We start from the raw sequence: 23,332 nt of genomic DNA on the forward strand, positions 1-23,332 counted from the left end.
TTAATAAAATTCTATTTATGATTGCAGATTTCTTTTAATGTCTCTACAACAAAATCAATCTCTTCTTTGGTGTTGTATTTACAGAAAGAAAATCTTACCGAAGGTCTAGTGGCATCTGCACAGATACCTTTTAAAACATGAGAGCCAATGTCTGAACCAGAACTACAAGCGCTACCTCCAGATGCAGAAACACCTTTGATATCAAGATTGAACAATAACATATCGCCCATATTAGTGCATGGCAATGAAACGTTCAACACGGTGTACAATGATTTATCGGCATCAATTTCGCCATTGAATCTAACATCAGGAATAGCTTCAACTAATTTTTCCCTCATGTAATCCTTAAGTGATTGAATGTGCTCTTGATGTTCTTTCATCTCGGCGTAAGCAATTTCAAGGGCTTTGGCTAAACCAACGATCCCGTAAACATTTTCTGTACCTCCGCGCATGTTGCGCTCTTGAGCACCACCGTAAATCAAAGGCTTGATCTTGTTGCGTCCATTGATGTAAAGAAAACCAACTCCTTTAGGACCATGGAATTTATGAGCTGCACCAGTGATAAAGTCAATCTTAAGATCACCTAAATCATGTGCATAATGGCCCATCGTCTGAACAGTGTCAGAATGGAATATGGCATTATACTGCTCACACAATTCACTCACCCTTTTCAAATCCGTCAAATTTCCGATCTCATTGTTGGCATGCATCAAAGAAACGAATGTTTTTGGATTGATGGATAGCAATTCTTCCAAATGGGTTAAATCAACATTACCCTTAGAGTCAACTCGTAGTAGATCAAGATGGATCTTGCCAGCTTTCTCCAATTCCTCCAAGGTGTGAAGTACAGCATGGTGCTCCAATGGTGAACTGATCGCATGGGTAATATTATAAGCCTCAATGGCACGTACGATAGCCATATTGTCCGCCTCTGTACCTCCTGAAGTAAAGAAAATCTCCGATGGTGAAGCGTTCAATAATTTGGCAACGGATCTTCGGGCCTTCTCTACGATGGTCTTCATCTCACGTCCATGGGCATGAATTGACGAGGGATTTCCAAAATTCTCGTTCAACATTTGTACCATAACCTCGATAACTTCTTTATCTAAGGCTGTGGTAGCGGCATTATCAAAATAAACTTGCATGGCGGCAAATATAAAGATTCACAAGGAAAAATTGGAACAAATTATTTTTTTCTGACAATCATTAAGCCTATTGATAGTAAGCTCGTTACGAACGATAAATAGACTATTAAATCACTATATTTTGTATAGAAAGTCAAGTCCTCATTCAGGTTGATTTCCTGTGACAAAGCTTTAGGAACCCACCATGAACTCTTCTGCACAATGTCACCACGTTGGTTTATAAAGCCAGAAATGCCTGTATTCGCTGATCTGACCACCCAACGACGGTTCTCAATAGCACGTAATTTTGCATATTGCAGATGCTGGTCCTTTCCTGAAGTATCTCCCCACCAGCCATCATTCGTGATTACAGCAATAAATTGAGCACCTTTTTTTATGTATTGTGCCACGTAATTCCCCCAAATCGATTCATAACAAATAACAGGTGCAGCACCAATCCCACTGGCCGAGTAAAATACGGAAGGTTCTGCCTGACTGCCATAACCGCCCGTGGTGCCTCCAAAATGTTTGAATAATGGAGTCAATACCGACAGAGCCTTCCCAAATGGCATCTTCTCAACTCCCGGAACCAACTTCGATTTATGGTAAAATTGTAGTTTACTGCTTCCGTCAATTAAAACTCCAGCATTAAAACTGTCATAAAATACATTTCCAATGGCCCGGGCAGTCAGAGTTTTTTGATCATCATAGATCACATAACTCTCAATGCCCGAAAGGACATTCCCATTGTGATAAGGCTCCAGAAAATTCAAGACTTCCCTGTACTGAGAATATTCCCTGAATTCATCCTCGTTGATGCCATTATCACCTGAAATTGCAGTCTCCGGCCAAATGAAAAACTCCGTGTTCAGCTTCGCAACCTTCTGAGATAAGTCAGTTAATATTTTCAGCTGCTCCTCGGGTGTAATGGTTCCCCACTTCTGGAATGGGTCAATATTGGGCTGGACTGTCACAATCTCGGATGGATTGACATGTTCCTCGTAGGTGCTATAGATAATCAAGGAGCTTATAGCAGGAATAATAAGCCAAGCAGAAAGTATACCTAAAATAATCTTTTGACTGTAAACCTCAACCTTTTCTTTTCTTTGCCAATACCATAAAAATATAAGAACATTGGATATCCAAATCCATAATGTACCACCATAAACTCCCGTGATGCTGTACCATTGAACCAATTGATGGAAATTGGCAAAGCCATTGCCCAATGTCATCCATGGAAAAGAAAGTTCCCAAGATTGATGCAAAAATTCATAAGCTATCCAAAAGGAGATAAGTCCCATAAAACTTAGCAGAATATTGTTTCTCTTCCTCATCTGATAGTAAAGTCGGAAAGCTAATGCCATTAACAGAGGCGCCAAAGTAAATGGAATCAATGCGATCATCAGGGATGTAAATGCATCTAAATAAGCATGCATGGCATTGTAGACCCAGTAGATAGATCCCGTGTTCCAGACAACTCCGGTAAGGAAAGCTAAACCAAAAATCTTTCTGCCTTTTTTCTTGTAATCTCCACGGATTACATTCTCTACTGCAATCAGCAAAGGTACAAACCCTATAAACAATAAAATGCTCGTATAAGGAATAGGAGGCCATGCCAACCACAATAAAAATGCACTCAGGAAAGCTAATAAATAGTTGTTCTTCATGCTTTACAGTTGGCTTAAGATCTCTGCCTTTTTGGTCTCATACTCAGCTTGAGTGATCAGTTGTTTGTCGTATAAACCTTTTAACTTTTTAAGCTTCAACGTAATTTCATCTTCTTCCTCAACTTTGTTGTCCGAAGGAGTGTTGACTGTTGGAGATGGGCTAGGGGCTGATGATTGAAAACCTTGTGGTTCCTGCCTTGAAGTATTTGATTGAAAATTCTGATTGGCAAAAGTTGAATTTAAACTCGGCCTTTCCTCAAACCTCGGTCTTTCTTCAACTTTTGGAAGCTCAGGTGTTTTCGCTACTGGATTCTCAGGTTCAATTGTTTTAATAGGCTCTGGTTTTTCAATAGCTGGACTAGGAGTATTGAAAGCAGGTTTGTTCTCAATCACTATTTTAGTGTCTTTAGCCTCTTTTTTCTGATTCTGAAGATTGGCCAAAGCATCTTTGATCAATTGATATAATTTCCTGGCTTGTGTCTTAGGAATATAATCAATCGTCAAATTCTCTCCTGTAAATGGAATAACAGTAACTTTAGAGCCAAATATTTCCTCCTTAAAGGCGATATCCTTAATGTCTTGCCAAGGAAAAATCTCAAAATTAGTAGCCAAGCCCAACTTGGTAAACTCACATAAGAAAATTCGTTTGTTGCTCACGGTAATACTGTCAGGCAACAAATTTACTGCAGGTTTTTTCTGCAATGCTATATAATTAATGGATTCACCCGGAGTCAGCATATCTAAGATCTTGCCATGGATTTTCTCAACCACTTTGGCGTCTTGTCCGTCTTGAACGTATTTGTCAATTTGATAATTTTCCATCGATATGGTATTTACTTCTTAAATTCTTGTTTTAATTATTCATGTCCCCCTACACAGAAAACAAATTCTCCCTTCACAGGATTCGTCTCAAAATGTGTCTTGATGTCTGTCAATGTCCCTCGAACAGTCTCCTCATACATCTTGCTGATCTCTCTTGAAATAGAGGCCGGCCTGTCTGCACCAAATATCTGGATGAACTCATCTATTGTTTTCAGGATTCGGTGTGGTGACTCATAAAATATCATCGTTCTCTTTTCATCTGCCAAAGATTTTAACCGCGTCTGACGCCCTTTTTTAACAGGAAGAAATCCTTCAAAACAAAATCTGTCATTCGGCAATCCGGAATTTACCAAAGCAGGTACAAAGGCTGTCGCACCCGGCAAACATTGGACATCCAATCCTTCTTTGATGGCTTCTCTGACCAATAAAAACCCCGGATCAGAGATCGCTGGAGTGCCTGCATCAGAGATAAGTGCAATCTGATTCCCTTCCTTCAACAATCGAATGATTTCTTGAACTGCCTTGTGCTCGTTGTGCTGGTGATGGGCAAAGACTTTTTTGTCGATGCCAAAATGCTTCAATAATGGAGCACTGGTACGAGTGTCTTCGGCAAGAATGATGTCAACCGATTTCAAGACAGTGATTGCCCTGAAGGTCATGTCCTCAAGATTGCCAATAGGAGTGGGAACAATATATAACATAGCCCAAAGATAACGATAAACTAAGAATCTATCTCAGTATAATCCTCAGACTTCGGAATTTTATAAATTATCTCCTTCCAATCATCAGGAATACTGGTCAGTTTACGCTCTATAATATTCATCCAAGCTCCATCAACGACTACAATCGCAGCCTTCACCCCATTCTCTTTGTATATGACATGACGGAATGAAAACCTGGAGTTTTGAGTGTTGTATTTCGTGATTTCCACGCTCACCTTGATCTTCTCATCCAAACCAATTTCACGCAGGTAATTCAGCTCTTCCCGAAACAATATCGGACCAATTTTATTCTTGTTGAATTCTTGCAATGATAAACCGAGTTGATTCAGCATGTTGCTACGGGCCTGGGCGCAAAAATCAGCATACGCTGAATGACGTAAATGAACATTGGCATCAATCTGTGACCAAAGAACCTGGCCCTCATAAAAAATATTCTCTTCCATGTATAATGATATTCTAGCTTAAAAATATAAAAAATTAAAATTCAAAAAGAACCAATAACTAAACGATAACGATTTATTAATTCATTAAGATTATATAATATCTATTTAATAATAGGATAAAAAATAACTTAATAAATATTCTTAGGTTAAAATTTTATCAATTATTTGTTGATTTATAATAAATATTTCGGTGTGTTAACAAATTGATAATATTGGGTTAATAATGCAGTTAAGTGCTATACATACTTTTGCCAGCAATAAATTATTAACTCCATGAGAATTTTTTTACTTTTTTTATTCAATTTAATTTGCTGCATTTCCTTTGCTCAAACAACAGTTTTGAAAGGGAAAATTATGGACAGCAATGACCATTTCTCCTTGCCAGGCGCAACCCTGAAAATACAAGGAACTAACAAATTTACCGTATCCGATGCAAATGGTAACTTTGAATTCTTAAATCTACCTGCGGGTACTTACACGATAGACGTGGATTACCTAGGTTACAAACATTACTCCAATCAAATCAAAACAACTGAGGACGCCGTAGAAATCTTTTTAGATCCTTCAGCAAATGTGTTGGATGAAATCCAAGTAATAGGTGATATTGCCAAAGGACAAGCCAAAGCCCTAAACCAACAAAAAAACAACAGTAATATTTCTAATATTATTTCTTCAGATCAAGTTGGCCGTTTCCCGGATCAAAATATTGGTGATGCCTTGAAACGTGTACCGGGAATAACCATGCAAAATGACCAAGGGGAAGCTCGAAACATCATCGTACGTGGTCTTTCGCCAGAACTGAACTCCGTTACTTTGAATGGAGACCGTATTCCTTCCGCTGAAGGTGACAACAGGAATGTTCAAATGGACCTTATCCCTTCGGATATGATCTCATCTATCGAGGTGAATAAAACATTAACGCCTGATATGGACGCAGATGCAATCGGTGGTAGTGTAAACTTAATTACACGTGCAGTACCAAATAAACAACGTATCTCGGCAACTGTTAGTGGTGGTTATTCGCCAGTCAGAGAGAAAGCAATCTACAATGGTGCATTTATTTATGGTAACCGTTTTATGGACAATAAGATGGGCTTAGTATTGAGCGGAACCATGCAGACTAATGACTTCGGTTCTAATAATATCGAAGCGGAATGGGACGAAAAGGATGGTGATGTATCATTAAAAGAACTTCAAATCCGTAAATATGATGTAACACGTGTTCGTAGAAGTGTGTCAGCAGCTTGGGATTATGATTTCAATGCGAGAAACAGAATCGCTTTAAACGCCATGTACAACTGGCGTGATGATAGAGAAAACAGATTCGCAACAACCTATAAAGATCTTGAATATAATGAGGAAACCAATAGTTATTCTGGTGAATTGATCCGTGAAACTAAAGGTGGTGTGGATAACAACCGTAATAAAGGTCGTCGTCTTGAACGCCAATCGGTCATGAACTTCTCCTTACATGGTGAACACATCCTTTCACCATTCTTAGACATGGACTGGGCAGCATCATATTCCAAAGCTACCGAATGGAGACCTAACGAAAGATATATTTCTTATATACAAAAAGGTGCTCCCTTAAATGTGGATATTTCTGATCCGTATTTGCCATTCGTAAGTGCAACAGGAGATGACCTTTCTAAGTTCAAGCTCGATGAGCTTACAGAAAATGAAAATAATACCCACGAAGATGAAATCGGAGCCAAAGTTAACTTCCGACTTCCATTAACCGTGATAGATGGACAAAAAGGAAGAATCCGTTTCGGTGGTAGAATGAGATTGAAATCCAAAGAAAGAGACAACATCTTGTTCGAATACAAACCAACTTCAGGATTTGACGATATGAGCGCATTGCCATTAGTTAATTGGGATGCAAAAGGATGGGATCAAGGTGAAAAATTTGCGCCAGGCAGCTTTGTCGACAAAAACTACCTGGGAGGCTTGAATTTCAAAGACAACGCTAAGTTTGAAGAAGAAAAAGCACCTAAAGAATATTTAGCTGAAAACTATAGAGCAAAAGAACAAATTTTTGCCGGTTATGTTCGTTGGGATCAAAATATTACCGATCAAACAGCCCTAATCCTGGGTGCACGTATAGAACATACGAAAATTGATTATACAGGTAACAGTGTGAAAGATGAAGAGGAATTCGAAGGTGAAATCAATAACAAGAACAGCTATACAAATATCCTTCCTGGTATTACATTAAAACATAATTTCGACGACAATTTTATCCTTCGTGCTGCGGTAACCACAAGCTTGGCGCGCCCTAATTATTATGCTTTAGCTCCATTTGTTAACTCCGTGTTGGACGACAGGGAATTGAAAGCAGGTAACCCTAATTTGAAGGCTACTTATGCAACAAATTATGACTTGATGGTAGAACGTTACTTCAGAAATGTAGGTATTGTTTCTGGTGGTTTGTTTTACAAAAACCTGAAAAATTTCATATATACCTATAATGATATCAATTTTACTGCTGATCGTTTCGAGGAACTTTTCCCTAACACGCCAAACCCTATCGAAGCAGGAGAAACTTTTGAATTTGCGCAGCCAAGAAATGGTGACAAAGTAAATGTATATGGATTTGAATTCGCATTCCAAAGACAATTGGATTTCCTTCCCGGAAAATTCCTTCAGGGTTTTGCAGTCTATGCTAACTACACTTTCACAAAATCTAAAGCTGAAGGTATTACCAATGAAGACGGTGTCGCTCGTGAAGGCCTAGGACTTCCTAGAACTGCTCCTCACATGTTGAACGGATCCCTGTCTTGGGAAAATAATAAGTTCTCAGCTCGTGTGTCTGCAAATTACACTGCAGCTTATTTGGATGAAATCGGAAAAAATGAATTCACTGATGCTTATTATGACAAGCAATTCTTCCTTGATGCAAATGCGTCTTATAAGTTTACAAAATCTCTTCGTATTTTTGCTGAAGCAAATAATTTAACTAACCAGCCATTGCGCTATTACCAAGGTGAAGTGCAGCGCATGCGTCAATTGGAATATTACAAACCACGTTATACACTAGGTCTAAAATTTGACCTTTAATCTAAAATTAAAATGAACAAACAATTTATTATACTAGGTTTAGCTTTAGCGGTGCTTTCTTCATGTGGAGATAAATTGGCACCAGTTGCAGAAAATGCCTTAAAACCAACAGTTACAACGGAAGTTGTACCAAACGATACGGATGATCCTGCAATTTGGGTCAACCCAGCAGATAGCACTCAGGTAATAGTAATTGGTACCGACAAACATGAGAAAACAGGTGGTCTGTATGCCTATGATATGGATGGTAAAATCATCAATAAAGTTGTGCCTCTAGACCGTCCTAACAATGTGGATATTGCTTATGGGTTGAACCTTGCTGGAAAGAAGGTTGATGTAGCAGTTGTCACAGAACGCGGAACTAACAAAATCAGAGTATTCAGTCTCCCAGAATTAAAACCTCTAGACAACGGCGGAATTCCCGTTTTCGAAGGTGAAACTGAAAAATCACCGATGGGAATTGCATTATATACACAAGCTGATTCCGCAGGAAATAAAATATATGCCGTGGTAGGCAGAAAAACAGGACCAACAGGTAGGTATCTTTTCCAGTATGAACTTCAGGATAAAGACGGTGTAGTAGTGGGAAATAAAGTGCGTGAATTCGGTAGTTTCCTTGGTGGAAAAGAAATCGAAGCAATTGCAGTAGATAATGAATTAGGATATGTTTATTATTCTGATGAAGGCCACGGAATCCATAAATATTATGCAGATCCTGCAAAAGGAAATGAAGAACTTGCTGTTTTTGGTCTTAAAGATTTCAAAGAAGATCATGAAGGAATTGCAATTTATAAAACCTCAGATACGACAGGTTATATCGTAGCGTCAAACCAACAAAACAACTCATTCAATATCTACCCGAGAGAGGGAGATAAAGGTAATCCAAACCAATATACTCGCATTGCTGAGGTACCTGTTTCTGCTATTGAATGTGATGGCGCAGATGCTATAGCAATGCCGATTGGCTCAAAATTCCCTAAAGGAATGTTGGTGGCGATGAGTAATGGAATGGTCTTCCATTATTATGATTGGCAAATGTTCCAAGATATTATCGACGGAAAAAAATAAGACTGTTATTAATTCAACAGATTGGGGCTGTCTAAAAAGGTCTCTTAAAAAAATAACCCCGTCATTAAAAAATGGCGGGGTTTTTCTGTTTTTTGTCCTCAAGATTTTGTATCTTAAGGTGCACCCAAAAAACAATATGGCAAACATACAATTCAAAGCTCTTCCATCCAATAGTCCGAGTCTTTTTCCTGAGAATATTTTAGACCGTATCCCCTTGAACCATCCGGTTCGTTTGGTGAGTCAGGTTGTTGACCAGTTGGATCTGGAACATATCATCCGTCAGTATAAAGGCGGAGGCACGACCAGTTTCCATCCCAGGATGCTCATCAAGGTACTGTTCTACGCGTATCTGAGCAATATCTATTCTTGCCGCAAGATCGAGCGCGCCCTGCACGAGAACATCCATTTCATGTGGCTTTCGGGCAACAGTACGCCGGATTACCGTACGATCAATTATTTCAGGGGAAAGCGTCTTAAGGGACAGATACAGGAGCTGTTTGCCAGTATCGTTCGGATGCTGCATGACATGGAGTATGTCAGCCTGAAAGTCCAGTATGTAGATGGTACCAAGATCGAATCGGCCGCCGGTCGCTATACCTTCGTTTGGAAGAGATCGATCGAGAAGAACAAGGTAAAGCTGGAGGCGAACATCGCTTCGGTCCTTTCGGATATCGATGCACAGATCAGCCAGGACCAATCTTCATTAGGGGATCAGCAAGTCAGCAAGGCCATCGATAGTGCCCAGCTGAAGGAAAAGATCAGAGCGATCAATGCCAAGCTCAAAGGAGTGGATAGATCCACCGATAGGCAGCTGAGGAAGCTTGAAGACGACTATCTGCCCCGATTGCAGAAATATGAGGAGCAACTGGAAGTACTGGGAGATCGCAACAGTTATAGCAAGACCGATACCGATGCCGTGTTTATGCGGATGAAAGAGGACCACATGAAAAATGGCCAGCTTAAACCGGCCTACAATACCCAGATCAGCACCGAAGACCAGTTCATCACCCATTATAGCATCCATCAAACGGCCGCAGATACCACAACCCTGCCCGAACACCTGGAAGGCTTTGAGTCCCATTACGGAAAACAGAGTGAATCCATCGTCGCAGATGCCGGATATGGTAGCGAGCAGAACTACGAGCTGATGGAAGGACAGGGTATAACCGCTTTTGTGAAGTACAATTACTTCCATATGGAACAGAAGCGCAAGCATAAACAGGATCCTTTCTCGGTACAGAACCTATATTACAACCAGCAGGATGACTATTATGTATGTCCGGCCGGACAGAAGCTCAGCTTTATCGGTCATGCAACCAGAGTCAGTGCCAACGGATACACTGCCCGGGTCAGCTGTTACCAGGCTCGGCGATGCGAAGGCTGCCCGATGCGGAGTGGGTGCCATAAAGCTACAGGCGATCGGCTCATTGAAGTGAACCACAGGCTCAATAAGCTCAAGGCTAAAGCCCGGGAAAGACTGCTGTCGGAAGAGGGAATGTACCATCGGAGCAAGCGACCCATAGAAGTGGAAGCCGTTTTCGGCCAGATGAAAAGCAACAACAGGTTTACCCGGTTCACAATGAAAGGTCTGGAGAAGGTCGCTGTGGAATTCGGTTTGATGGCCATTGCCCATAACCTCAGAAAATGGGCAAAAAAGTGGAAAGACAAAGCTTTTATCGGTAAACCAGGTGGCAAAAACTCCCTGTTTGCGATAAATCAAGCCATCAACATGCTGAAAAGTACAAAACATCGACTTGCAGCCTAATATTGCTCATGAAATTATAATGGAGCTCCAGAAAGCTATAAAACAGAAGAAGGTGCCTTTTTAGACACCTTCTCATAATTATGAAAAAGATACTACAAACTGATTATTTAAAACTTATAGGTAATCCCTGCATTCAAAACAGACACACCATATCCTAATTCTGCAAAGGCGCCAAATTGTTGACTAAAAAACCATCTTCCTCCTAAAAACCCTGAGAATCCTAGTCCGCTGGCATAATTGTTTACAAAGGAATTGTCCTGATTATCTGAGCTATATTTAACGATATTGTAGCCTAACATCATCCCTGCGTAAGCATCCAGCTGCGGTGCTTTAAAGCCATTATAATGGTATGCTCCTCTAACCCCAATTGTTGTATAATTCCATTTTGCCGTATACCCTAGGTCAGCGTACTTATACCCTGTATTGCCTACATAACCTCCTAAACTAATTACCCCTGGTCCGCCAATATCCCACATCTCATAATCCAGAGCGATTGAAATTGCTGGTCTAGCTTTGCCTAGACTTCCTAGTGCTGTTCCTAAACCAATACCAAGATTAGCTGAACTTGATCCTACTTGAAACTGTTGCGAATAAGCAGAAAGACTGAAACTTATCGCAAGGAAAATAATAATTGCTTTTTTCATTGTTTTATATTTAAAAAAATAATTAGCGAGCTGAGTATAGAATGTTCGTTCCCTGTTGCCATGAAGGACTTGGCCCATATGCATTTCTAAATCCTGTCCAGTCGCCCTTGGTAGGCGCTGTAGCATTCCCGTCTGCATTAGTATCTCCTCCATTTGCATCGTCTTTATAAGAAGTGAGGATAGCTGAGGAATTCAGATTGATATTCTGTGGAGCATTTCTCTGTAGTCCTGCACTTGTGCTCATGAATTTTACAACTACATTTGGACCGATATTGATCGTCGCAGAATTATAAACTTGATAGTATTGGTTTACCACATAAGGTACTTCCTTTATATTCCAGCTGACGGTTTTATCCTGGACAGTTCCGAATAAATAAATACCATTGTGTTTATTTTTCATAGTTGGTTCGTCCGGGTTATGAAAAACATTACTTGGATCTAAAGTGTAAAATGCATTGAAATAAATAGGCTTTCCATTGTCGTACAATGCGTTGTTGGTAAAGCGGCTTATGTTGGCATCTATCATAGAAGAACTGCCATAAAATGCTTGGGAATCATACCTAGAGCCATCCAACGTGTGTGCTATTCTACAATGATCAAAAGTAAAGGCAGCTGATTGGGTCCAACCTATATCGACAGCACGATTTGTTCCGCCGCTGTTTTGACCTGCATAGAATATATCGACATATTTGAATACAGAACCTACTGATCCACTAAGATCCAATGAAACCCAATCTCCTTTTTCAGGCTTACTTGCCATAATGTCGTTATTCGTGTCGCCACAGTAACGGTCATCAGCCAATGAGGTGAAAACAATACGTTTATCTGCTGTTCCTTCAGCTAATATTTTACCATTTTCATAAATACCAATTCCTGCATTCTTAATTTTTACAACCACACCAGGCTTGATAGTTAAAATAGATTCTACTCTTAAATCTGAGCCTTCAATCACATAAACAAATCCTGGCTCCCAAACAGTAGGTTTGTCAATTTTCCCCGATACAATGATAACATCACAGGAAGTTACTTGAGGAATGGGTTCGGCATCATCACTTTTCGAACAGCTTATAAATACTGTTACTGTAATTAACATCATCCAAGTCATTCTGATGTTTGTTAAAATCTTTGCTTTCATTTCATTAATTTTTATCGTTTATAATTTTATTTTTCAATTGATCTCGGCAAGCATTGCCTTTCATTTAATTTGATAAAGCAAAGTTATCCTCGATAAATTTCCGTTTATACCCCCTAAAGGGGGAAAAACACAAAAGCGATAAAACCTTGATTTTAAGAATCTTCTTATCTTTGTTTATATTTGAATGAACCAATAGTACATTGACCAAATTTCCTGATACCCCCTAAAGGGGGTTTTAATCAAGAGAGCCCACAACTACCTTTGTCAAATAAATATTTGAATAAAACCCACTAATCAAATAATATCATGGAAAGATTTATAATTAGAGGTGTACCGCAGTATATAATTCTATCGTTCAGTTTTATTTTTCTGGTACTGAGCATGAATGCATCGGGGCAACAGCCAATTGTTGATTCTTTAAAACTTGAACTTGAGAAGAAAAATATATCAGTAGATAGACAGTTGGAGTTATATGATGCACTTGTGTATAATTTTTGGGAACAGGATGCTGAAAAGGGAATTGAATATGGTAAAAAAGGTATTGCTCTTGCAAAAAAACATGACAATAAAAAATGGTTATCTATATTATATAGCCATACGGCAATGTCATTTTTCTACCTTTCACAATATGATTCAGCACATTATTATCAAGACCTAGCATTTGAGCCCGCATCTGAGTTAACGGGCTTTAAAGAGTTGGCCAGTGCACATATGAACAAAGGTTCTATCTATAAAATGCAAGACAACCATCCTGAAGCTATAAAGGAATACCTTAAATCATTACAACTATTTGAAAAGGAAGGTCATGATCAAGGTAGGGGAATGGCACTAGGAAACATAGCCCATGTATACCTTCAACTCAGAAATTTCAAACAAGCAGAGAAATATCTGAAACAATCTGAAGATCTGGCCATAAAAAGTAATAATAAAGAGAGTCTAGGATCAGTTGCTATCGCCTTGACAAATATCTACCAAGAAACCGACATGCCAAAAGCCATTGATTATGCAAAGCGCGCTGTCGATATCTATAATCAATTAGGTAATAAATACAGCGAAGCAGTTGCCCTTTCGGTATTGGGTAGATGTTATCAAGAAACTGGAGATTATAAGCAGGCGGAGCTATTTACTGAAAGAGGTCTTGCTTTAGCTGAAGAGGTAAACTACCCAAATTTGCTTGCCCAGCTCTTAATTAACTTATCAAATGTGCGCTATTATCAAGGTAATTATCATGAGAGCGATCAGCTTGCAAGTGAAGCCAGAAAGTTAGATTCTTCTAATATTGAGATCAAACACAATGTACTATACAATCATATTAGAAATAATATGTATCTCGGCAACTTAAAAACGGTGGAAGACTATATTGATGAATATTCTGAATCTATACAGCAATTTGCTACTGATGGTTATCAGGAATCTATATCAGATTTGGAAGTAAAATACGAAACAGAGAAAAAAGAATTACAAATAACAGCATTGGAAAAACAACGACAATTATATATTTGGCTAGGCATCGCCATAGGAGGGATTTTGCTTATTGCTTTAGCTTTCGCGTTTGTGCGATATCGATTGGCAGTAAATAAACGTAAATTGGCAGAGCAAGAAAGCAGACGTTTAGAACAGGAAAAACAGTTGGTGGCTGTTCAAGCAACCCTTGATGGTGAAGCCGCAGAAAGAACCCGACTTGCAAAAGATCTGCATGATGGACTAGGAGGGATGTTGTCTGCTGTAAAATTAAATCTACCGCAAGTGAATGGAGATGCTTTATTAGAAGCAATGGATGTGACGCGTTTTCAGACCGCCTTGGGTATGTTGGACGATTCCATCCAAGAGCTTCGCCGTGTGGCACATCATATGATGCCAGAATCATTGCTGCGATATGGACTCAAAGTGTCTTTGGCAGATTTCTGTGCTGCAATTCCAACAGCAGATTTCCATTATTTCGGAGACGAAGGTCGACTACCTAGCAAAATGGAGATCATGGTTTATCGCTGTATCCATGAACTTGTAAACAATGCGCTCAAACATGCCGATGCAAATCATATTAACGTTCAGCTGGTGCAAGAGTCAAATCGAGTGTCTTTCACGGTTCAAGATAATGGTAAGGGCTTTGATCAACAGACAACTTCTGAAGGAATGGGGCTCCGCAATATCCGTCAAAGAGTAGAAGCTTTTCAGGGAGAAATGGATGTTTTATCCTCTTCACAAGGAACTGAAATACATGTTGAACTGGAATTGAAAAAGAACAAAAGTTATGATTAATGTTGCAATCGTTGATGACCATAAAATCCTGACTGAAGGATTACAGAGTTTAATTGAAGGTTCAGGAATTGCCAAGGTTGCTGGGGTAGCTTATAGTGCAGCAGACTGCAGAAATTCGATCCGTTTTTGGAATCCTGATGTTCTTCTTCTCGATGTTGGATTGCCGGATATAAGTGGTGTTGATTTCTGTAAAGAATTAAAGGAAAGTTTTCCAGAACTGAGGGTCTTGGCGCTGACTACTCATAATGAATATAGCGTAGTCAGACAAATGTTAGAGCACGGAGCCTCAGGTTATCTTCTAAAAAATGCAATGTGCGAGGAGGTCCTCGCAGGAATCAAGGCTGTGGCTGAAGGTGAAACTTTCCTCTGCCATGAAATTGACCTGCTGATGAAACGACCTAAAGAGACTCAGTTGTGGCTAAGCCAAAGGGAGCGAGAAATGCTGAAATTAGTAGCAGAAGGACTGACTAACACTGAAATCGCAGAACGCATATTCCTTAGCCCCGAAACCATAAAAAGTTACAGAAAGAATCTTCTCCTAAAATTGGATGCAAAAAATACAGCCGTATTGGTCAGAATCGCAATTGAGAAAAAATTGATTTAACCCTTACATATCATTCCACTTTAGGGAATTTCCAATAAGCTAACGAAAAAAACACTGCAGAGATTGTAGAAAATATCTGACCTGGCAATGCAAAGAAGTACCAAATTAATCCACAAATAATAATACTTCCAATGGCCAGCAGGAGGAGGGTTTGTTTCTGTATTTCTTGCAACGTGAGAAGTAGCAATCCTATAAATATGATCAATAACCCCATCATTACACTATAACCAAGATGAAATTGATATAAACTAAAGGTGGAGCCCAATAGTTTAAAATCATATTGGTCTAAATGTTTTTCGATAGAACCATCATTGCTCATCTGAGCCTCTCCAAAAAGATGTCCAATTCCAAGAATTATAAATGAAATAACACCTATTCTGAGGTAGGTTTTATAAGTCCATTTCATTTTCGGTTATTTCTTTAAATTGACGAAATAATCATAGGCTGCTTTGGCTATATCAGCAATCAGCTCTTCATTGGAATCGAAATTTTCCTTTGATTCAGTGATGAAAACACTGATGTAAAAATGCTGATCGTTTGGTAACACGACGATTCCAATATCATTTACTGCAGCCGTAATACCTGTTTCTTTGTTAGTTCCAGACCAACCCGTTTTATGAGCGACGTGAGTTCCTACAGGTAATTTGCCTTTTATGCGCTTTTCACCGGTGGTAGTTTCGAAATTTGTCCTCCAAAAAACAAAATAACTATTTTTCGATATTGGGTTATTCTCTTTTTCATAGAACAACATCATAGTTTTGCTGGCAGCTTTCGGGGTTGTCCAATTTTGAAACATATTCTCCCATTTGGCCTGCATATCGCGCTCATTATAAGTAATCTGGATGTCTTGAATGTTATTTTTCTTAAAATATTTCTCTACGTCTTTTGGTGATCCAACAAGTTTTATCAATACATCACAGGCTGTATTGTCACTATGTGAAACTGCATATTGAATTAATTTCTCAATCGTAAAGCTCCCACCATTTGGGTTTTCATCCCGCAAAGGACTCCAAAATCCCGAGGGCATCAAATCTTTCTTGCCAACCTTTACCGTTTGATCCAATGATAGTTTGCCTTTGTCAACCAAGTCTAAAAACTGCCAATGCAATATGAAACTTAAATACACTCTGCATCGGAAATTTCTTGTCCCCAAGGATTGATAAAGTATCCCGCCCATTGTTTCCAATAATTGAAACTCCAACTACCGAATTTTCTGCGAAATGATTTGTTCTATCTTCTTTTTAAAAGAACAAGGGAATCATTCTGTGCAAATGATAATTGGAAACTAAATAAGAAGATAAGGAAAGGGATAAAAACAAATTGGAATCTTTTCATAAGGTGTGAATGTATTGAGAATAAAGATAATGAAATTGGAGTAAGCAGCAATTAAAATTATAATAGCTTTAAGAAAGATCTCAGAGGATATTATTTAAACAAATATATTGAAGCAACATAATAGTCTTCGCATCTTTTATCTCTCCATTTTTTATCATTTTTACGGCATCTTCAATCGAAAGTTCCAAAACTTCTATATTCTCTTCCTCATGTTCAACACCGCCGCCTTCATTTATTTTCATTTCTTTGGTGTATTCTGCAATAAAAAAATATAAAATTTCAGTAACTGATCCGGGTGACATATAAGCCTCAAATATTTTCTGAACTTCCGAAATCTTAAATCCTGTTTCTTCTTCAGTTTCTCGCCTTATGCAATCCTCCGGATTATCATTGTCCAACAAACCAGCACAAGCTTCTATCAGCATTCCTGTTTCATTACCGTTGATATAGGTAGGAACGCGGAATTGTCTCGTAAGAATTACTGTCCTATTTTCTTTATTGTATAATAGTATTACTGCTCCATTTCCTCTATCATATGCCTCTCTGCTTTGAATTTGTTTTGTTCCATCCTTTTTTATGTATTCATACGTTACTTTCTTAAGGATATACCAATTATCAGAAAGAATTTCTGTCTTTAGGATCTTTATATTTTCTATCATGTGAGTATAATTGTCGTAATTTTAATTGGTCTATAGTGTTTTTATAAAAGTTTATTTGAATAATAAACTGAATTCATGACGATGATATTATACGTTTTGCGAAATAAATTTCCCAATTAAAAATTATAGCAAATATGAGCATGTTTTAAACTGTCTCTTTCATTTCTTCTCTTCGAAACCTAATAATCTTTTCGACAAATTCTTCTGGAAATTCAGTTTCATTTGGAATCTGAATAACGGATTTAGAAACTTTATAATCTTTTAGTTTATCCTTAAAATGCTCCAGGAAATCTTGGCTCCAAGGATGGGAAAGCGATAGATGATTTGGAAATCCTGCATAATAAAGAAGGAACTTTTTCCCAATCTTAAAAGCAGGGATTTGATAGCTGATAACCTCCTCAGCTTCCGGAACAATTTGATTGATCATTTTCCTGGTTACCTCCATTCTTTTTAAGATATCTCCCGAAAAGCTGGAGTGATATTCATCGATGTTTCTAAAATTCGTTTTTGCCATAATTTTTAAGTTTTTCGTTGTTTATATATGAAATAGCAAGAATGATCCCGACAACAATTGGCATTAGAATATATCCTATATTACCGTCAACAATAATATGGCTTAAGGCCGCAAAAAACAGGTTGAAAGCCAAGCCCGCATAAGCCCATTCTTTTATTTTTGGGTTTAGTCTTGGAATCATCAATGCCGTTGCCCCAATAACCTTACAAACAATCAAACTGATCGCAAAATAATCAGGATAACCCAATGGCTTGGTACCTGCATTATACTGGTCAGGAGCAAAAATAGTAGCCGTCAAAGGCATTATTGCTTCAAATAAGAAGATAAATGTGGTGGAAAGCCAAAAGTAAATTTTAATTCTTTTCATAATTTTTAAGTTTAAAATGAATAATCAAAATTACTAGAGGAGAAGGATTTGACACTTGCCATAAGGCAAGAAATGGAACTGCTAACTTAATATGAAGCCTGTTCGATATTGAACATAATGAAGACTTAAAATAATGAGGAATTAAATTGAATTATTCTGGGATAAAAATTCTTTTTGGGTTTTGAAAGGATAGGGTATTCTCAACATAATATGGAATCCCCATATATATAAGAACTTTTCCTTTTCCTTCAAGATAATTATTTCCATCAGCTAATACCGCAAATGGAACACGCTTTTTCTCCTTCCATTTATAAGGTGTATAGTGGTAATCGCCAATTAAAGTATCACCTTTTACATTTCCACTAATCTCACCTGTTACACGGTAACCACCTGGTTTCGTATTGACCATCTCACCATAAAAGCGATCCGGAAATCGAATTAACCTAATCCTAGTTGTATCTCTTCCGTCTATATGGACATAATACTTTTCGTTTTCATTAACTTTATTTTTATGACTACAACCTAATAGAATGGCAATAAATAATACTAGAATTATTCGCATATCGATTTCTTATAAGAAAGAATCTAATTTAAATAATCTTGAGGGAATCAGAATAATAATTTCAGGGTATAGTATCTTATAATTCAATTTTAAAAAATTTTGGTAACCCATGTTTTTAGTTATTCAGAAATAGTTGACATGATATTACGATTACGAAGAAAACTGTTAAATGTGGTAAACTATTGGATATTGAGGTCTGCGATCATTTGAAACTATCAATCCATAGATACATTAGTTTACGTGATGAAGAAATGTTTTGATCGACATTCAATATTTGTTTTATTTGCATCACTAAAAATATTTAAGAATTTAAGCGTTCTATTGAAGTTGTTGAATTGTCTAAATATGCTTCTTATCAAAAACTTTTTTATTTTACAGTTGGAGGGTGGATAATATTTTTAAAATGTCAATTCAATATTTTTAGTTTTTTATCATATGATTAAATATTTATATTTTTTATTTAACTAGAAAGTTATTAAAATATATTCTTTGATTTTGTTTAGTATAATACTTTTCTTACCTACCTCCAACAATATAATTTAAAAACTTTGGGATTAATTTTTTCATTAAATAGTAGATCAATAGGCAAGCAGCGACAACAACAAGAGGAAGCAAAAAGTAACCTATTATTTGCCCATAACCATTGTTGAAAAAGTTGATTTTAGCAAAAGTCCCTTTTGACCAATTAATTATATAAATAATATGAATGGCATAAATAAAGAAAACTGTATTTGACAAATCTATTAAGAGGTTTTTAATCTTTTCTCTATTTTGGAGTTTATTCCCTAGATATATTATCGAAAATGTGCCAAAAATTGTAAAACACCTGATAAAGAATTCATAAAGTGGTTTCCCATTATTATAAGTTGCAAGAGCAAGGAAAGTTAACATTCCGATGATCAGGAATAGGCAAAATTTGTTGATGAAATTTACAAATGCAGATGGATCAATGGTTATATAGCTACCTAAACCAAAGAAAAATATCGCTGTTGCACTAAAGCCAGGGATAGGGATTTCTATACATGAAAGATAGAAAATCAGCAGTAAGGCTAATCCAAACAACTTTAGGTACTTTTTGAGAACGAAGAAGAACGGCGAAAATAAAGCCATTATCAATAGATCTCTTAAATACCAGAGTGGATAATCGATTGGGGCTTTCCACAACATGTCATAGACAGATGAACCTTTTACAGAAAAATAAAAATCATCCGGATGCCCACCAATGGATAAGACTATTTTATTTTTTAATAGGATAATCAGTACCATAGCAATGTTCCAAAACAAATAGGGAATGAACAATGATTTCCACCTATTTTCTATTTGAACCATGTATATATTTAGTGAAAATGTGTCCTTGAATTTCATGAAAAAGAGAAATCCTGAAAAAACAAAGAAGGATGGAACAACAGTCCGTCCAAAATTTTGAGATATAGTGCTGTATATTAAATGGTAAAGATTATCTGCATCCATACTTAATCTGACAGGTGTAACATCTTCATTAATAATATGAATATAAATTACCATTAATATAAGAGGAAACCTAAGTATTGAGATTGAAATTAATAGCTGTTGAAAGTCTTTTTTCATATTTTTAGTTTAGAAAAAAGGTGTTCCGTTTTGGAATTACCGGCGTTAATATACGGCGAACCAAGTTATAAATAATACTGTTTCCCGTAATTTATTTATGTAGCTTCGATGTTTGTCATAATTATTGGCTTGGTAATTCCTTCACATCATAAAAGTTACTTAGTCTTTTTACTAGGGATGGACATGCATGGTTAAAATCCAACCACTTTTAGGTTTGGTTAGCCTACTGATCCCTTAGACTTCGACGTTGTCATTTTTTTTGATATAGCCACTAGTCATTTTTTATTTCAAAAATATCGCCAACAGTCTTCGTATACTTCCAAACTTAAGACTAGATGGGAAAACGAAGCACGAAAATCAAAAACAGGCTAGCTACTAACTAGATGATAATCGAAGCACAATCGGGCGGGATTGCCTACGGCGATCCCGTTAGGGGGGTGGCTAAAAGATAAAGAATCAAAAACCTTAACGTTCTCACGAGATTTCGTTGTTTACAGGGGGCTGCTCAAACAAGTTTGGCACCCCCTGTAAACAACGAAATCCATCAATTACATTGATGGATTTTGATTTTTATCTTTGCGGAGAGGGCGGGATTCGAACCCGCGGTACCGTTTCCAGTACGACAGTTTAGCAAACTGTTCCTTTCGGCCACTCAGGCACCTCTCCGGGTTTCGACAGTGCAAACATAACGCAAAATTTTCACTCTTCAAAGTCGATTTATCGAAAATTATGCAATTTGGCCGCACCATTAAGCAACCTTTTGAATATCAATTTGTTTTTTTAACTATCTTTTTTCTTGTTCAGATCGTAATCGATCCTAACATGATAAATACTCTTTAACATCGCCTTGAAAATCTTCGCCGATTCCGAGATTTCGCGCATTGTAATATCCGCATTTTGGAATTGACGCTGCATTAACTTATGGTCAATGATCTTGTCGACAAGGTTGTTGATAGATTCTTCAGTCGGCTCTTTTAATGCTCTGGAGGCTGCTTCAACCGAGTCTGCCATCATCAATACCGCAGTCTCCTTAGAAAAAGGAACCGGACCAGGATATTTAAAGATAGACTCGTCGATCACCTTATCAGGATTTGCCTTGATGGCCATATTATAGAAGTAATCTACCTTCGTCGTACCGTGGTGGGTACGGATAAAGTCGATTACCACCTCTGGCATCTGATTTTTGCGTGCCATTTCAATCCCTTTCAAAACGTGCGAAATAATAATCTGTGCACTTTGTTCCGGTGTCAATTCTTCGTGAGGGTTGTCGTTTGTTTTTTGGTTCTCGATAAAGTACAAAGGGTTGATCATTTTACCGATATCATGGTACAGAGCACCGGCACGGACCAATAGCGGGTTACCACCGATTTTATAGATTGCTGCTTCAGCTAGATTCGCTACCTGCAAGGAGTGCTGGAATGTTCCGGGAGCCTTCAGGGAAAGTTCGCGCAATAGCCTTGAATTGGAATTTGTCAATTCCATTAAAGTCAAGTCTGAAACAATACCAAATAGTTTCTCAAAAGCATAGATCAACGGGTAGGCTAGAAGCGTCAGGCCAACACTCACCGTAAACGGAAGGATATCTTGCCAATAGATGGTCGAAAAAGATCCATTTCTTGTCAATACCAAACCTACATAAGCGAGGATATATGTTCCAAGAATCAACACACTCGAAACCAAAAATTGCTCTCTTTTTACCAAAGTCCGGATACTATAGATCGCTACCATACCAGCCGTAAATTGCAAGAATACAAAGTCAAAGCTGTTAGGCACGAACAATCCCGCAACTAACACCATCAAGATATGAATGTTCAAAGCAATACGGGTATCAAAAAGTAACCTAAAGATAATCGGAACACTACAATAAGGAATGTAGTATAGACTAGGTATCTTGATCTTGATTGCCCAGCTCAGTACGCCCAGCATCACTAAAATAACGATGAAGATAATGAATAGGAGCCTGTTATTATTGAATATATCTCTTCTGAAAAAGTATAGGAATACCATTAACAGAGACATTGCCAAGGAAATCAGGATAAAGTGACCAAAAGTAACCATATTCTGCTCACCACTGATCCTCGATTCATCTTCAAATACCTTTCGTAGGGATTCTAGCTTTTGATAAGTATCGTTGTTGATGATCTTACCTTGCTCTGCAATCAATTCATCTTTTTGGACCATTCCTCTCGTGGTGGAAATATTGGCCAATGCATTTTGCTCAACCTTATTGGTTTGTGACTCATTGAAAACAAAATTGATCGTTATGTAATTCTTCAATACCTCTGCCAACCAACGCTTATGTTCGATGAGTTTTGTTTTTTTCCAATGCCCCAACTATATATTGGTTTGCTGATTCAATGGTGAAAACATCAACGGTATTCTTTTGTTGAGCTATATTGTCATGGATTAATACAAAATTATACTCCAATGAAGTTGGATCATTTTTGGTTGAGTCGCTACCTTTATTTTGGAATCTATTATTTAAGGAAACAACACCACGTTCATAGATATAGTTCAATAGGGCGGTTCCTACCTCACGGTAATCATTAATATCTCCGGTTTCGGCAGAGTCCAACTGACTAGCCTGCCATTTCTCGTTTAGATCTGTGTTGAATTGGTCGATCTGCTCCTTGCTGGCTACATCATTGAGGTTATAGATAGGCTGTACAGTACGCAGGATATATTGCCTGTCGCGTTCCATTTCCTCAGCAGTTTTCAAGATTGCAAAGTTGTATGGAGAGATCAGGTTTTCATGATTCCATGATTTTCCCTTCTGATATTCATACCTGAAACGAGGTTGCTTAGGCAAGAAAATACAGATTAAAACAATGGTAAGCACAACCATCCCATACTTCCATAGGGTTGAGTTCTGCTGTAATTTATCCTTTGGGTAGTTTATTTTTAATTTCGCCACGCTTTATTTTTAGTGATCCTAACAAACAAATGTAATTATTTTACCGCAAACAGTTTCCCTTAAACGCAATACAATCCCGAA

At 37.8% G+C, this 23,332-nt stretch carries 21 protein-coding genes, 1 tRNA gene and 1 pseudogene; 6 read left to right on the top strand and 17 right to left on the bottom strand.

Annotated elements, in window-relative coordinates; translation table 11 throughout:
• Positions 1–11: 11 nt before the first annotated feature.
• Genes FGL31_RS05705 through FGL31_RS05725 form a run of 5 tightly spaced genes read right to left on the bottom strand, consistent with a single transcriptional unit; the run spans position 12 to position 4,778 of the window.
• Positions 12–1,145, bottom strand: a complete 1,134-nt coding sequence (locus tag FGL31_RS05705; protein ID WP_099372464.1) for a cysteine desulfurase family protein — start codon at positions 1,143–1,145, stop codon at positions 12–14.
• A gap of 41 nt (positions 1,146–1,186) precedes the next feature.
• A complete protein-coding gene (gene lnt, locus FGL31_RS05710; RefSeq protein WP_138090004.1) occupies positions 1,187–2,791 on the bottom strand; it encodes an apolipoprotein N-acyltransferase in 1,605 nt (534 codons plus the stop codon).
• Between the two features lie 3 nt (positions 2,792–2,794).
• Positions 2,795–3,613: a PH domain-containing protein gene (locus FGL31_RS05715; RefSeq protein WP_138090005.1), complete on the bottom strand. Its 819-nt coding sequence runs from the start codon at positions 3,611–3,613 to the stop codon at positions 2,795–2,797.
• A gap of 35 nt (positions 3,614–3,648) precedes the next feature.
• Positions 3,649–4,314 carry a 16S rRNA (cytidine(1402)-2'-O)-methyltransferase gene (rsmI, locus tag FGL31_RS05720; RefSeq protein WP_138090006.1) on the bottom strand — a complete coding sequence of 222 codons (666 nt, stop codon included), beginning with the start codon at positions 4,312–4,314 and terminating at the stop codon, positions 3,649–3,651.
• Between the two features lie 20 nt (positions 4,315–4,334).
• Positions 4,335–4,778, bottom strand: coding sequence for an acyl-CoA thioesterase (locus FGL31_RS05725; protein WP_099372468.1), 444 nt, complete (start codon positions 4,776–4,778; stop codon positions 4,335–4,337).
• A 339-nt stretch (positions 4,779–5,117) separates the two neighbouring features.
• Here FGL31_RS05725 and FGL31_RS05730 point away from each other — a divergent pair, with 339 nt between their 5' ends.
• The 3 genes and pseudogenes from FGL31_RS05730 to FGL31_RS05740 form a co-directional block, all read left to right on the top strand.
• Positions 5,118–7,838 (top strand): TonB-dependent receptor, encoded by a 2,721-nt coding sequence (locus tag FGL31_RS05730; RefSeq protein ID WP_232046303.1) that lies wholly within the window; start codon positions 5,118–5,120, stop codon positions 7,836–7,838.
• A gap of 12 nt (positions 7,839–7,850) precedes the next feature.
• Positions 7,851–8,906: a phytase gene (locus FGL31_RS05735; protein ID WP_138090008.1), complete on the top strand. Its 1,056-nt coding sequence runs from the start codon at positions 7,851–7,853 to the stop codon at positions 8,904–8,906.
• A 136-nt stretch (positions 8,907–9,042) separates the two neighbouring features.
• Positions 9,043–10,563 (top strand): annotated as a pseudogene (locus tag FGL31_RS05740) (IS1182 family transposase); the annotation flags it as partial.
• A gap of 215 nt (positions 10,564–10,778) precedes the next feature.
• Here FGL31_RS05740 and FGL31_RS05745 read toward each other — a convergent pair.
• Positions 10,779–11,315, bottom strand: coding sequence for a hypothetical protein (locus tag FGL31_RS05745; RefSeq protein ID WP_138090009.1), 537 nt, complete (start codon positions 11,313–11,315; stop codon positions 10,779–10,781).
• Positions 11,316–11,337: 22 nt separating this feature from the next.
• A complete protein-coding gene (locus FGL31_RS05750; protein WP_138090010.1) occupies positions 11,338–12,450 on the bottom strand; it encodes a hypothetical protein in 1,113 nt (370 codons plus the stop codon).
• A gap of 306 nt (positions 12,451–12,756) precedes the next feature.
• Between FGL31_RS05750 and FGL31_RS05755 the strand changes: the two genes are divergently transcribed.
• A complete protein-coding gene (locus FGL31_RS05755) occupies positions 12,757–14,709 on the top strand; it encodes an ATP-binding protein (protein ID WP_138090011.1) in 1,953 nt (650 codons plus the stop codon).
• Positions 14,702–15,313, top strand: coding sequence for a response regulator (locus tag FGL31_RS05760; RefSeq protein WP_138090012.1), 612 nt, complete (start codon positions 14,702–14,704; stop codon positions 15,311–15,313). Before FGL31_RS05755 ends, FGL31_RS05760 begins: the two co-directional genes overlap by 8 nt.
• 10 nt (positions 15,314–15,323) lie before the next feature.
• Here the strand turns inward: FGL31_RS05760 and FGL31_RS05765 are convergent, their stop codons facing one another.
• The 6 genes from FGL31_RS05765 to FGL31_RS05790 form a co-directional block, all read right to left on the bottom strand.
• The gene (locus FGL31_RS05765; RefSeq protein WP_138090013.1) at positions 15,324–15,719 is read right to left on the bottom strand and encodes an LIC_13387 family protein; all 396 of its coding nucleotides are present in this window, start codon (positions 15,717–15,719) and stop codon (positions 15,324–15,326) included.
• Between the two features lie 6 nt (positions 15,720–15,725).
• Positions 15,726–16,514 (bottom strand): class A beta-lactamase, encoded by a 789-nt coding sequence (gene bla, locus FGL31_RS05770; protein WP_138090014.1) that lies wholly within the window; start codon positions 16,512–16,514, stop codon positions 15,726–15,728.
• Positions 16,515–16,728: 214 nt separating this feature from the next.
• Positions 16,729–17,307, bottom strand: a complete 579-nt coding sequence (nudK, locus tag FGL31_RS05775; RefSeq protein WP_138090015.1) for a GDP-mannose pyrophosphatase NudK — start codon at positions 17,305–17,307, stop codon at positions 16,729–16,731.
• Positions 17,308–17,452: 145 nt separating this feature from the next.
• Positions 17,453–17,821 carry an iron chaperone gene (locus FGL31_RS05780; RefSeq protein ID WP_138090016.1) on the bottom strand — a complete coding sequence of 123 codons (369 nt, stop codon included), beginning with the start codon at positions 17,819–17,821 and terminating at the stop codon, positions 17,453–17,455.
• Positions 17,802–18,188: a DoxX family protein gene (locus FGL31_RS05785; protein WP_138090017.1), complete on the bottom strand. Its 387-nt coding sequence runs from the start codon at positions 18,186–18,188 to the stop codon at positions 17,802–17,804. Before FGL31_RS05785 ends, FGL31_RS05780 begins: the two co-directional genes overlap by 20 nt.
• A gap of 151 nt (positions 18,189–18,339) precedes the next feature.
• Positions 18,340–18,750, bottom strand: a complete 411-nt coding sequence (locus FGL31_RS05790; protein ID WP_138090018.1) for a hypothetical protein — start codon at positions 18,748–18,750, stop codon at positions 18,340–18,342.
• 149 nt (positions 18,751–18,899) lie between these two features.
• On the opposite strand from FGL31_RS05790, the gene FGL31_RS29650 reads away from it, so the two are divergent.
• Positions 18,900–19,010 (top strand): JAB domain-containing protein, encoded by a 111-nt coding sequence (locus FGL31_RS29650; RefSeq protein WP_394366182.1) that lies wholly within the window; start codon positions 18,900–18,902, stop codon positions 19,008–19,010.
• Between the two features lie 256 nt (positions 19,011–19,266).
• On the opposite strand, the gene FGL31_RS05800 is transcribed toward FGL31_RS29650, so the two are convergent.
• The 4 genes from FGL31_RS05800 to FGL31_RS24655 form a co-directional block, all read right to left on the bottom strand.
• Complete coding sequence (locus FGL31_RS05800) at positions 19,267–20,337, bottom strand: acyltransferase family protein (RefSeq protein ID WP_138090019.1); 1,071 nt, start codon at positions 20,335–20,337, stop codon at positions 19,267–19,269.
• A gap of 579 nt (positions 20,338–20,916) precedes the next feature.
• Positions 20,917–21,003: transfer RNA gene (locus FGL31_RS05805), tRNA-Ser, on the bottom strand.
• Between the two features lie 114 nt (positions 21,004–21,117).
• Entirely contained in the window at positions 21,118–22,671 is a 1,554-nt protein-coding gene (locus tag FGL31_RS05810; protein ID WP_232046304.1) for an HD family phosphohydrolase, read from the bottom strand.
• Positions 22,634–23,251: a hypothetical protein gene (locus FGL31_RS24655; RefSeq protein WP_232046305.1), complete on the bottom strand. Its 618-nt coding sequence runs from the start codon at positions 23,249–23,251 to the stop codon at positions 22,634–22,636. The genes FGL31_RS05810 and FGL31_RS24655 overlap by 38 nt, the downstream gene beginning before the upstream one ends.
• Positions 23,252–23,332: the final 81 nt, after the last annotated feature.

This window comes from Sphingobacterium daejeonense (assembly GCF_901472535.1).
In the GTDB taxonomy this organism is placed as follows: domain Bacteria; phylum Bacteroidota; class Bacteroidia; order Sphingobacteriales; family Sphingobacteriaceae; genus Sphingobacterium; species Sphingobacterium daejeonense.